The organism is Paenibacillus sp. S150, from assembly GCF_019352175.1.
GTDB lineage: Bacteria > Bacillota > Bacilli > Paenibacillales > Paenibacillaceae > Paenibacillus_AQ.
In genome coordinates this window covers 17,558-30,169 of record NZ_JACBYI010000011.1, presented here as the reverse complement: position 1 = coordinate 30,169, position 12,612 = coordinate 17,558, and the positions used below count along the sequence as shown (strand labels likewise).

Here is a 12,612-nt window from a genome sequence, read left to right as displayed (position 1 = left end):
GGCAACTTAATTTAAGCATATTTCCCTTAAAGTGGCCAAGACGGATGGATTAGGTATCCTTTTTCCCACTAATGCTTGCGGAAAGGGGGATGGGGGGAGATTTAAGTTTACTTTTTCCACTTGGCTACGCCGTGTCAGACAAACTTAAGCTTGAATTTCAATGTTCACTTGATTCCGCGCAGTCTTATACAACCAGCCCACAAGATTGGGGTGAGCCTGCAGGGTTCTGATGTTCTTCTGCACCTGTACAAAGGTGTTCTGCGCACATTCCTCGGCCATCTCGAAGGCCTCTCCCCTCATTAGCCTCTCGCAGTAGTTCAAAACACGGGTGAAATACCTGCGAAATACATCCTCGAAAAACGTTTCATGACTCCTGAGCTTCATCAAAATCGCGTCCTCCTTCTAAATTCAGGTACACAGACAACGATGAATGGAACGAAGCGGCTGGCAACGTGAAAGAATGCTGCTTTTGTTAAATCCCCCCTTTTATAAACAGCTATTTATACCAACAAGGAGCAGGTCCAAAAGCCTCCCCGTCGTTGTTGCTTTGACAATCCCCTCCGTCATTCAAGCTGGTTCCAAAGGCATTGTTCATCCCGGAAAGGTATGGCTTTCTATGAGTAGATTTTCCCGAAAAATTGTTGTCGAATCCCCGGTCCATTCGTCATAAATTAACACTTTTTTGACGCATTACGCGATTTTACGACTACAGAGCAACATGTGTTGTATAAGGGGATTTTACCCTAATTTCGATTCTTGGCCCAATGGCTCTAAATGTGTTAGCCGGAACCTCTCAAGCGGGGGGTTTTTTTTGTCTGCGTGAACGTCGAAGGAAGCGATGGACAGGCACCATGGGCTGCCGTTCCCCGCCTCCGGTTTGGTTTTGCAAAAAAACCAAACCGGAGGCGAACATAATGAAGATAAAAATCAGCCTGCGCGAAATCTATCCCTTCTACCAAACCGATATTCGGGTGGAGGTAGAGGAGGAGATGGCTCGTGAGCTGAGACAGTTTGAGTTAATTGAAAGCGCGTACGATTTAAAACGATATCGAAACCGTGCCTATTTCTCCCTGAACCGGGAGGACGGCATTGAGCAGGAAGCCTTGCACAATGTGGCTTCTCCAGAAGAACTGCTGCTTCACAAGGCTTCCCGTGAAGAATTGTACCAAGCCTTGTGTCAATTGCCGGACAAGCGGGTGCAACGCATTTATGCGCATTATATATTGGGGATGAGCAAGGTTGCGATAGCGCGGTTGGAGCGGGTCGATGAGAGTACCGTTCGTAAGTCGATTGAACGGGGGCTTAACCGGTTGGAAAAGTTATTGAAAACGGAATAGTATAATTTTATGTTGGCGAGACAAAGGCGCTCTAAGCGGAGTGCCTTTGTACTTGCTTTTTTTCTCCTGATAGCGATTCGGCCCATTTGAGAGTTGAGTTATAATATTGAAGATTAATGATCGGGTAGTTGGATGTCTTTCCAGGCGCTTACATCGCATTGGCCATATTCATTATCACCTGCAGAAACCACCGTCCCGTCCGATTTAAGCCCGACGGTATGGGCACAACCCGCAGCAATCGCCACAATATCGTGCCAATCACTTACATTACATTGGCCATGCTCATTCCAGCCCACGGCCGCCACCGTCCCGTCCGATTTAAGCCCGATGGTATGATTACTGCCCGCCGCAATTGCCTTAATACCGCGCCAGGCGCTTACATCGCACTGGTCATGCTTATTCCAACCCACAGCCGCCACCGTTCCGTCTGATTTAAGGCCGACGGTATGAAGGTAACCCGCGGCTACCGTCACTATGTCTCTCCAGCCGGTTACATTGCATTGGCGATACCGATTATTACCTACAGCCGTCACCGTGCCGTCCAACCTAAGACCGATGGTATGCCAGTCACCCGCTGCGACCGCCATAATATCATGCCAGCCGCTTACATTGCATTGGCCTTCATTATTTCGCCCCACGGCTGCAACCGTGCCATCGGATCTAAGCCCAAGGGTACGGCGCCAACCTGCCGCAACTGCAACAATATCGCGCCAGCCGTTTACATTGCATTGGTCATGCTTATTCCAGCCTACAGCCACTGCCTTGCCGTGCGACATAAGCCCAATGGTATGAGCATTGCCCGTGTTCGTCGCCCTGTGAACATTGCCCGCCGCAATTGCCGCTATATTGCGCCAGCCGAGTACATCACATTGGCCGGATTTATTATCACCCACAGCCGCCAAGGTTCCGTCCGATTGAAGAGCAACAGTATGACGAGGACCTGCCGCTATGGTGTTATTGGTTTGCCTTCTCGGTCTTTTGATCCAATCGTCCATATAAAAAATGGCAACCTCAAAAGCCTTGATCCTACTCGTAATGTAGGTATGCTGCCCACTACCCTCTTTTGATCTCTTCAGGAAAACAGGAAGGGTCAACAGCACAACCTCCAGTTCTTTTCGGGCTTCCTTTAAATCTGATAGGCCAATATCCAATACTTTACCTTCCCAATATGCAAAAAGGGTATCTACGCCTATACGGGCAGCTTTCATTCGTTTCTCCAGTAATCTCGTCTGCGGCGCATCTGCTTTCATGTGGGACAGCGCCTTTTCCGATTTACGAATAACCGACTTGAAGGCTTCAACCATTCGATCTTTTTCTTCTAATGTCATATGTTTCATGCTTCTTCACTCTCCTAACTTAAATCATACAACATTCATGCAAGATTTCGTTTGGTGTATCAAGAATCCTTTCAGAATACGGGTTTTTTATTTATAATATTGTTGATAAACTTTAAACTTTAACTTTAAGGAAGATGGTGCCATTGAACGATATCTTTACTCCGAGGCAGATAGCTCAAAAACTTCAAATCAGTACCACGACCCTGCGGAGATACGAAGATTTAGGTTTAGTACCCGATGTACATCGTACAGCCAGCAAAAGAAGAATTTATACCTCGGTTCATGTTCAGTCATTCTTGGCTTTACGTGCCTTAATCAAAGGATTCGATGTTCCTGTCAGCTACGAGGTTATGAGTTTGTTGAAGAAAGGTCACGTTGAAGCTGCTCTCTGGAAAATCAATTTGCATCAGCATAACATTCAAGTGGAGAAACAACGGGTTGAAGAGGTCATGAGTCTGATTCAAAAAACCGACTTCTTCAAATACAGGAATGTGCCGGTAACGGAAGAGATGAAAATCGGGGAAGTGGCCGCTATTAGTGGTGTAAACCCTTCCGCTATTCGCCATTGGGAAAAGGAAGGGCTTATTCGCGCTAAGCGGAATCCAGAGAACGGATATAGAGTCTTTACATCGAGGGAATTAAAAAAGATTATCGTCCTCAGCAGCTTGAGGAAAACCGTCTTTTTCATTGATACCATGAAACAGCTGCTAGATGCTTTAGAGACCCATGATCTAACTACGATTGAACGTTCCTTCAAGGTGGCTCTCCAGAAGCTGAATGAGCAATTGAAGAAGCAAATGATCGGCGTATCAGAAATGATGAGATATATACAAGTACTTAACCATAGATCATCATCTAGCTGCCCAATCCAATAATATTCGCCTGAATGGATCACGGTTAAGTATTCCCCTTCGGCAACCCTGTCGTCATAATCATGCCCCAACCGTTAAGAAGGTGCGGAAGATGAGAATAAGAACAGGGAGAGGGAAATCTCTTGGATTTCCCTCTCCCTGTTTGAATTTTCCTGCAGTTGTTCGCTCCCAGCTGCCCTCTAAAGAAAGGATCTTCGGGGAGTTTCAGGCGTATTTGCGCATGCACCCCGAACCCGAGTGGATTGATTTTACATTGGGTTACTTTAAACTCGAAAGGTTTATACCAGGGAGGTCAGCCAGATCGAGTTTGAGCTTCAACGATCGATGGATACATCCGGAAATACAACGTTCAGGAGGTTGTGACCACGGAGATCTACGGTTAACGACTACGCTGTATTCCTGAATACGCTCACTCAAGGCGGAACCAGTCCGGACGGTGTGCGAATTCTTTCCCGGGCATCTGTGGACTTAATGCGAGCCGACCACTTAAACGAACAGACGCGCGGCGATTTCAATTGGGAGCACTTCGGCGGCTTCAGCTATGGACTTGGAGTTCGTACTCATGTTTCTCCGGCCCGCAGCGGCTCCTTGAGCCCGCTGGGCGAATTTGGCTGGAGCGGCGCCGCCGGGCCGGTTGTCTGGCCATCATGGACCTATGCCCAGCACCTGTTAAACAATCAGGAGCCTTACGTTCACCGGCGCTTGCGGAATGTGATATACGGATGCCTGTAATGCGGGCCGAAAACCAGAAGAAAGAGGCGTGAACCATGTCAAACCCGGTTTTAATCAAACAGCTGTCCCAGGAAGAAGAAGCCGCTGAGTTAAATCTGGAATTTTCTAAAAGATACCCCTGGTACAAGGAGAGTGACTATTTTCTGCGTTGTTTGGAAGAGAACCGGGGCGGCAAAAGGATTACGCTAATTGCATACGATGCCGGGGATCTGGCCGGGTGTTGCCGTTTGCTGTTTGCTTCGGCCTATCCGCCTTTCTATGAGTCCCGGATTCCTATGAGCACGGCTTTCATTCCATCGGCCTGAAGCGGGTGATCGAAGAAGCGGGCGTCCCCATAATGACACTGTACAATCATTTTGCTTCCAAGGAAGAACTGATTGTGGAGATGCTGAAACGCAGGGAGAGCAGGTATTTCGCCCGGCTCCGTTTCCGGCATCAAGATCATCAAGGCGGCCTTGCTTCTGCCTGTCTGCAGATGGCTGAGGCTCATATCGAATGGCTTAAGGAGCATGAAGCACGGGGATGCTTGTTTCTGCGGGCCAAAGAAGAGTTCGGGGGCGATCCTGCGCATCCTATCCTGCAGTTGGTTAATGGGCATAAACGCAGTATGCTGCAGTTTTTCGGGCAGCGGGGCATGAAGGAAGCGCAGGCGATGCGGCTGGCGCTTTTGGTTGAAGGCGCAACGGCCAAGGAGACGGAAGAGGCGGACAAGGTGGGGAGGTCGCAAAGGCTTCTCGAAAAAATGAGCTTCACCGGCAACAGGAACAACGCGACAATCTAATCTATTACATATTGAACAAGCACTACTTAACAGGATCTAAATGATCTGTTGAGCACTCCTGAAAATCCTCCAGTACCTTGGATTTGTCGCCGTGTACACGGTCCAGATGATCTTCTCCCCAGCAGCACAACAAGTCCAGTGCCGGTTTTAGTCCCCATCCGTAAGACGATAACCCGTACTCCACCCTGGGCGGAATTTCTTCATACATTTTGCGGACTACAATTTCATCCTTCTCCAGACTGCGGAGCTGGGCGGTCAGCACTTTTTGGGTAAGGCCCGGAATGAGGCGCAGCAGCTCCGACGACCGCTTGGCTCCCGTCATCAAGTGATACAGGATCAGAGGCTTCCACTTTCCCCCCATTACCTCCAATGCGGCTTCGACTCCGACCCGGTAGGGTTTAGTCTCGCTTCGTCCCGTCATCTTATCATCCTCCGTTGGCTTAAGGGCACTTTGAGGTGCCTGGGGTACTTGAAAGTGCGTACTTCCGGCTGCAGCCGCCATTTTTTATAATGGTATCAGTCATGAACGCAGACTACAAGTGAACGCAGAGAAAGGATGGAGGAGAAAGATGAAGGTATTGACCGTTGTCTCACACCCGCGCAAGGATTCGCTCACCTTTCAGGCGGCCGGTCGCTTTGTACAAGGGCTCCGCGATGCCGGCCATGAATATGAGGTATTGGATTTGCACGGGATCGGCTTTGACCCAGTCCTGCAAGGAGCGGATGAGCCGGATCTTTCAGCAGGGAAGCAAATCTTCTCGGAGCAGGTGGAGACAGAAATAAAACGAATGAAGGAGCATGACGCGTTGGCTCTTATCTTTCCCGTCTGGTGGTGGCATCTACCGGCCATGCTGAAGGGTTATATCGACCGGGTATGGAACAACGGATTTGCTTATGGAGACGATCACCTGCATCACCGGCATGTATTATGGATGGGACTGGCAGGTGTCACACAAGAGCAGATGCAGAAGCGCAACTACGACGAGGCGATTACCCGGCTGCTTAACGTGGGCATTGCCGATTATTGCGGCATTTCCGATTCCAGGGTGGAATTTCTGTATGAAACGTTGGATGCCAAGCCTGAGCATTATGAAAGACTGCTTGAGCAGGCTTATCAGTTGGGGCTGCACTATGGCCAGAAGCCATAAGGCGATAATTGAAGGTAAGCGAAGAGTTGACCCGAAGCTGTTGTACGGGGAGGCTCTTTGTTCATGATATGTCTTCTGTTCCCTATGGTACAATATGGATAATGAAGCGGCAGAGGTGAGGCGATGGATGATCGTTTAGAACAGCAGAGAGGATTTGTATATCTTTTAAAAGAATCTTTAATTGATGTCACGGCGTTACGTTGGCTGACGATAGGCAATATTACTTCCTTGATATGCAATTGCGTGTTGACCAAAAGTCTAACTTTCCTTTATATAATGATGGGGATTATACCAATGTATTGAAATATGAAGGTGTATTATTATAAATGGTGGTTATGTTTCTAGGAGAAATGAATTTCAATTCCATAGCTCTGATTATTTTCAGGATTTTTCAGCGCATGCGGGCAAACACTCCATGCGTTTTTTTGCGTTATAGACCAATTTTTTTAAAATAATTTCGATATTTTTTCGTAACTGAGGAGATTACCCCTGTTTTGGTCCTTTTGAAACGGTTTTTGTCGATATTTGTTAAGAGTTTGTTTAGAGCGACCTGCTAATATGATTGCAGATATGAAAAAATAGGTAGTTTGAATCTAGTGTTTTTTGTCCGCCGGAGCAAAAGTCGAAAGGGGAGAGGGCCCAGGGCATAGGGGAGATGCAGGGATATGCAATTCAAGTAGGCGGCGGACAAAAAATGATGAACGATAAGGGGGAGCATCACATTGCTAATGAGCAGAAAAATGAAGAAATATATCTCGTTAAGTTTGATCCTCAGCATGCTGCTGTCGTTGGTGCCCAGTTCATGGAGCGGGCAGGCCGATGCTGCGGCCAAGGACTTGGAAGTGACATTCTCATCCGGAGCACATGTAGGCAACCTGTCGTACCCGGCAGATAACACCTTCATTAACTTCTACAACAATATGGTTCCTGGTTTTAAGCAGACAGAGACAGACAAAGATGCACGTTACGACTGGGCAAAAGGAGATATTTTTGCCGGTGTCGATGATGAGGAGGCTACAGTCCGTTTCCAGATCAATGTAGCCCAAAATCCGATTCTTAGTGAGATGGCCAAAAGCGGCCATGCTGAATTGCTTACGGGATTCGATGTTCTGAGGTATCATAGCGGATTTTTGTGGACACGAGTTTCTCATATTGGTGTGTGGGTAGATGGAGTGAACATTCTTCCGTTCTCAGCGAATGATGGAAATGTGTATAACAAGTCAGCTTCAGCAATCATTAAGCCAAATTCTATTATTGAAGTGATGGTATATGGTGAAGGGGATGACGACGGGGAAGCCGCCGGTGTACGCGGTTTCTACCTCAAATTCCAAGATATGCAGCGCCCCGTTCTGAACAGCTACACTTTTACTGGGAATGGTGCCGAACGTGAGAATACCACGATTAATCAGCAAGAGCTTTATGTAAAAAGAGACGAGAACATTACGCTCGCTTATAACTTCACCGAGCCGGTAAATCCGACGAAGCTGAATTCGGCTTATTACCAGCAGTTCCTCCGGCATCCTCTATTTGTGAGTGAGCCGGGGACCGGACTGCCGGCAGCCGGAGAGCAGCAGTATTTGCAGAATATTACCTACAGCCTGGATAACATCAGGACCTATCACAGCAGTGTTGCCTTTCAATATATAGGCCAGATGTATCATTCCAGCGGCAATCTTCCACTGGAGCCGAAGATTACCGGCAGCTCTGCCGGAGCGGCACCGATGGACAAGACGCTGGAGGAGAAGTTTACCGAGGCTGAATTTGCGGATGCTGCGGGGAACCGGGCGGTTGTCAGCTTCCCGAATGTGGGCAGCACCTCCAGCAACACTACAGTTCAAGCTAAAAATATTAATCCCTTCGATTACAATAATGGCGGTTACCGCGTAATTGTTGACGCGGTGCGCCCTAAGTATACGAAGGCCGGCAACGGTATCCAGCCGGAAATTCTGACGGGAAGCACGCTGAATAAAGGCGATGTGATTGATTTTACCGTTCAAATGACCGAGGACGTCGTGGTGAAGAAGGGCTGGGATGTCAACAAGACCTTCCTCTACTTCAACAATGGGATGAAAGCCTACTATACCGGAGGTTCCAACACAAGGAACTGGAAGTTCAGCATGACCGTTCCCGATGGAACAGCTGTGGAAGCTCCATTGCTGAAGGTTATTGCGCTGTCGAACGATGCCAAAGGCGACAGCACTGACATTAATGTCATTCAGGACTATGCAGGGAACCTGCTGGCCCAGCCGGCCAATTACGACGGTAATCACGCAACGGATATTGAGCCGGGTGACATTTCCAAGGTCAACTCCAAGATTGACTGGGCCAACCTGTCGATTGACAACACGAAGCCGGTCATTGGCTACCGCTATGAAACCGGAGGAGGCAGCAATACCGCTTACCAGAAAAAAGGGAAAGTCACCATTGATGCCAATGATCCGGCAATCAAAGTACCGGGTCTTGACCCGATTGCGGAAGATGCCGGGAAGGAACGGCCGAGCCGGGGAATCTACCGTCCGACCAACATGACGGGTGAAGCTTCGCCGTCGGTTGGACTTGTCTATTATCTCTGGAGCCAGGACAAAGCGGACCCGTTCGCTTCCAAATCCCAGGATAACTTCGCAGCGCTCAAACGGTATGCACTCGCCGCCAAGCAGCCCTCGGAGGATCTGTACCCCGGGGATTTCACCAATATTCAGCTGCAGGTAGCCAATAACAAAACAAACCTGCTGACACCTCCCGCGGAAGCTTTCACCCCGGAGAATAGCGGTGAATGGTATCTCCACACCTGGACAGCAGACATGACTTGGGACTCCGCACGCGAGCTCAAGCAGTATGAACTGATGAAGACGTACATCGCAGGCCACTACGAGCAATATGAAGCCTGGAAAGCGGAAGCTCCGGGCTCGGAAGCTGACAAGATCTTTTACGCCGACAACAAGGCGCTTGCCGCCGTCGGCCAATATGGGGATCTGAATGAGTGGAAGCTGGATCTGTTCAAGCAGGATGATTCCAACTGGACGCATGAGGTAGGCATCCTGAAGCTGGACAACCGGGTGCCTTCGATTACGGATGCCGGAACGGCTGGCGACAACTCCAACAATGTTACGGTATCGGCATTGGTAGAGGACCCGCACAGCGGAATCGCCTCGGTTCAGTATCAATGGGTCAAGGACGGCGGCCAGCCGCTGGATATAGACTGGAAGCCTGCCGGCTACTCCGCAGCTACGGTAACCCAGTCTACCTATGAGGATGTATTTGAGGATGGGACGTACTGGCTGTATCTCAAAGCCGTGGACCATGCGGGCAATGAAATTGTGAAGAAGGGCTCGGATGAAGCCGTTACTGTCAATTCACAGGACAGCATGCCGGCGGAATTCACTCCCGGCTCCAATTCAAATTATGTGCAGAGCCATGATCTGTACTTCAACTTCGGCGGAGTTACGCCGGATTTCGTAGGGTTTACATGGAGCAGCAGCTCTACCCGTCCTGAGGACAAAAACTTTATAGAGCTGCAGCCGGTTGCACCGCTGCTGAAGGCGCTGGAGCCGGAGGCAAGTGCATCTCCTGAGCCTTCGTCCGGGGCATCTCCGGAACCGGCAGCGGATACGGGTTCTTCCGGCGGAGCCGGGCCTGTTGTCCCTGAGCCGGCACCGACTCCTGCGGCGCCTGAGACAGGCGGTCTGTCCGCAGTAAGCGCGACTGCAGGTCCGGTTGCCATGATGAAACTGCTGTCCGCAGGCCCGCTTCAATTGCCGGGCAACTCCCTCAAGCAGGTGCCGGCGGTTTCCGTCCGGGAAGCTGTATCTGAACCGGGGGCTGCTCCAGGGCCGGAAGCGGCGCCTGCGGGAACACCGGCACCAGCAGCAGCACCGGCGCCGGAAGCAACAGCCGCTCCTTCGGCGGAAGCATCCGAAGGCCCGCAGGCAACAGCGGCCCCGGAGCCTGAAGAAGCGGACATGCTGCTGGCTGCCGCGGCAGACAAGGCTATGCTGAGCTATCTGATTCCGGCGGATAGCGGACTGAATGGCACTCAATATATTCATATGGTTGTGAAGCAAGGCGGTACAGCCTACTACTATTCCAAGGCCTATTATTTCGACAATACGCCGCCTGTGGTGGGCTTCAGCAAAACCGGGGTTGATTACCCGCTGCCTTCCCAGAACGTGAAGGTTACCGTTTCCGAGCTGTACAGCAAAACAGGACTCACCGGCAAATACCAATGGGTGAAGGCTGACGTTGCAGCTCCTGACAGCAATTCGGCAGGCTGGACCACTCTTCCTGACGGCGGCGGAGTTGAGATTGACGGCAAGGAGCTTAAGCCGGGCGAGGTTGCGGACTACAAGCTGTATGTGTGGGCAGTGGACGGTGCCGGCAACAGTGTGGTCAGCAGCACGCCGGGAAGCTTCAAGGTCTCGGCATCCTCGGATGATGATGCCCCGCCTGCAGATGCCGAATCGGCACTGGTCTATCTGTACGGGGATACAGAGGACGGATATACGGCAATTGTGAAGCTTAGCCTGGATACGGAGGACAAGGCGGGCTACGAATATTCGATCTCTTCCGACAATGGCGGCTCATGGGTGAACTGGCGTCCGTATACGAACTTTGTCTCGCTTAAGGTTCCGTCAGGCGTGCCCGGGCAGCTGAATATTATGGTCAAATACAGAACGCCGGGCGGCAAAATCAGCGAGCCGGCCAAGCTGGAGCTTCCCTCAAAAATGCCCGAAGAAGCGCCGGTATATGCTTTGGCTTCACTCAGCTCCACTGGACCGGTGAATGCTGCGGCAGGCGTGAATATTGACATTGCTTTGCCGGTCGGCATCAAAGTCACGCTGTCCAAGGCCAATCCGTCAACACCTGTGCGGACGGGCAACTCTTTTAACGTCAAAGAAAACGGCTTCTACAGCTTCGACCTGTTCGACCTGAACGATAAAGACCGGACCGATACGCTGTACGTAGTCGTAAAAAATGTGGATGGAACCCTTCCGCGGGCCACGGTTGAATACCCGGAAACGGGCTTCACGAACAGCAGCATTACCGCTTTTCTGGTAGACCCTTCGGAGCCGATAATTGTCACCAACAATAACGGCAAAACCACCCATACCTTTACGGAGAACGGCACCTTCACCTTTGAATTCAAGGATGCCGCAGGCAATGCGGGATCAGCTGTTGCGACGGTGGGGAATATCGACAAGAATCCGCCCAAGGTCAAAATTGTCCGCTCCTATCAATACGGCACCGATGGCAGCAAGATGTTCGGCACCATTCTGGACGAGAGCGGCAATGTGGTCTTCTCCTCGGGGGTTACCCTTGAAGTGCAGAAGGCGGACAATTCCGCCAAAGAGATTTTTGTGACGAGCCAGTACCAGACAATGTCCATGAAGGAGAATGGCACAGCTTCCTTCACTGTAGCGGACCAATACGGCAATACGACAGTGGTTAAGGAGGAAGTGAAGAACATCCTCACCGCTCCGCCTGAAGCGCAGAAAATCACGTATACCTTCGTGGATGCGGACGGCACAGCCGTTGCAGCGGACAAAATCGCGACAGTCGGGGGCCAGAAATATGCCAAGGGCAAGGTGAAGGTAACGGTCACCGGCAAAACCACAGCACCGAACATGGTGTTCTCCGGGCTGAAGCCTGTTCCATCCGGCGCGGGCTACAGCAATAAAATCAGCGGCGCTGACGGCAGCTTTACCTTTACCCGGCTGTTCGAGAGCAATGGCCAGACGGTAGTCACGATCTCGGACGCGCTGGGAAATGTGAACAAGATTCCCGTCACTGTAGCCGGACTGGACAACACGGCGCCGGAGATCACCCTGAAGCAGGAAGCGGCCGGCATTGTGCAGAACAAGAAGGATTTTGTATTCGGCACCGATCTTGGCGGCTATACGGTATCTGATAATGTGTCGGCTGCGGGCAATATCAAGGTGGACGTCAGCGGACTGGACCTTAAGACGCTCGGGCGCCAGCGTGTGACCTATACAGCAACCGACGAGGCGGGCAATACCAGTGTTGCTTATCAGGATGTCATCGTTGTGAAGGACGGCGGGCTGCTGATCTTCGGGGACGATGTACTGATCTCGGCCTCCTCCGGAGAATCCGCACTGTTCTCCACCAACACGATTACCTTCAAGGTCAGCGGCTATAACGTGATGAAGGTGGCCGGTACGGATAAGGTCAACGAAGCGGGAAACTTTGAGCTGCTGTATCAGCCGGGGCTCTACCGTGAAGGCCAAATGAAATCTATCGCCGCCAAAATTACCTATCAGCAGCTGGTCAGCGGCCAGTACAAGGTTACTTTCCCGAAAGCGGGCTGGTATACGATCATCGTGAGAACGCAGGAACGCGACCGTGAGTATGCGACCTTCTTCGTAGGCAGCACGAAATAATGAACAATGA

Annotated in this window: 10 protein-coding genes; 7 read left to right on the top strand and 3 right to left on the bottom strand. The window is 50.7% G+C overall.

The window, feature by feature from the left end:
- Positions 1 to 144 precede the first annotated feature (144 nt).
- Entirely contained in the window at positions 145 to 384 is a 240-nt protein-coding gene (locus HYD27_RS12610) for an RNA polymerase sigma factor (RefSeq protein ID WP_228745104.1), read from the bottom strand.
- Positions 385 to 914: 530 nt separating this feature from the next.
- Between HYD27_RS12610 and HYD27_RS12605 the strand changes: the two genes are divergently transcribed.
- Positions 915 to 1,337, top strand: a complete 423-nt coding sequence (locus tag HYD27_RS12605; RefSeq protein WP_219215584.1) for an RNA polymerase sigma factor — start codon at positions 915 to 917, stop codon at positions 1,335 to 1,337.
- Positions 1,338 to 1,450: 113 nt separating this feature from the next.
- Here HYD27_RS12605 and HYD27_RS12600 read toward each other — a convergent pair whose 3' ends face one another.
- Positions 1,451 to 2,332: an RCC1 domain-containing protein gene (locus HYD27_RS12600; protein WP_219215792.1), complete on the bottom strand. Its 882-nt coding sequence runs from the start codon at positions 2,330 to 2,332 to the stop codon at positions 1,451 to 1,453.
- A 485-nt stretch (positions 2,333 to 2,817) separates the two neighbouring features.
- Here HYD27_RS12600 and HYD27_RS12595 point away from each other — a divergent pair, with 485 nt between their 5' ends.
- The 4 genes from HYD27_RS12595 to HYD27_RS12580 all read left to right on the top strand — a co-directional run bounded on the left by HYD27_RS12595 (position 2,818) and on the right by HYD27_RS12580 (position 5,059).
- Entirely contained in the window at positions 2,818 to 3,549 is a 732-nt protein-coding gene (locus HYD27_RS12595) for a MerR family DNA-binding transcriptional regulator (protein ID WP_219215582.1), read from the top strand.
- A 468-nt stretch (positions 3,550 to 4,017) separates the two neighbouring features.
- A complete protein-coding gene (locus tag HYD27_RS12590; RefSeq protein WP_219215580.1) occupies positions 4,018 to 4,278 on the top strand; it encodes a hypothetical protein in 261 nt (86 codons plus the stop codon).
- 35 nt (positions 4,279 to 4,313) lie between these two features.
- Positions 4,314 to 4,583 carry a hypothetical protein gene (locus HYD27_RS12585; protein WP_219215577.1) on the top strand — a complete coding sequence of 90 codons (270 nt, stop codon included), beginning with the start codon at positions 4,314 to 4,316 and terminating at the stop codon, positions 4,581 to 4,583.
- Between the two features lie 5 nt (positions 4,584 to 4,588).
- The gene (locus tag HYD27_RS12580; RefSeq protein WP_219215575.1) at positions 4,589 to 5,059 is read left to right on the top strand and encodes a TetR/AcrR family transcriptional regulator; all 471 of its coding nucleotides are present in this window, start codon (positions 4,589 to 4,591) and stop codon (positions 5,057 to 5,059) included.
- 22 nt (positions 5,060 to 5,081) lie between these two features.
- Here HYD27_RS12580 and HYD27_RS12575 read toward each other — a convergent pair whose 3' ends face one another.
- Positions 5,082 to 5,480, bottom strand: coding sequence for a winged helix-turn-helix transcriptional regulator (locus tag HYD27_RS12575; protein WP_219215572.1), 399 nt, complete (start codon positions 5,478 to 5,480; stop codon positions 5,082 to 5,084).
- Between the two features lie 148 nt (positions 5,481 to 5,628).
- Between HYD27_RS12575 and HYD27_RS12570 the strand changes: the two genes are divergently transcribed.
- Both HYD27_RS12570 and HYD27_RS12565 read left to right on the top strand, forming a co-directional pair.
- Positions 5,629 to 6,207 (top strand): NAD(P)H oxidoreductase, encoded by a 579-nt coding sequence (locus HYD27_RS12570; RefSeq protein WP_219215570.1) that lies wholly within the window; start codon positions 5,629 to 5,631, stop codon positions 6,205 to 6,207.
- A gap of 728 nt (positions 6,208 to 6,935) precedes the next feature.
- Positions 6,936 to 12,602 carry a DUF5011 domain-containing protein gene (locus HYD27_RS12565; RefSeq protein ID WP_219215568.1) on the top strand — a complete coding sequence of 1,889 codons (5,667 nt, stop codon included), beginning with the start codon at positions 6,936 to 6,938 and terminating at the stop codon, positions 12,600 to 12,602.
- Positions 12,603 to 12,612: the final 10 nt, after the last annotated feature.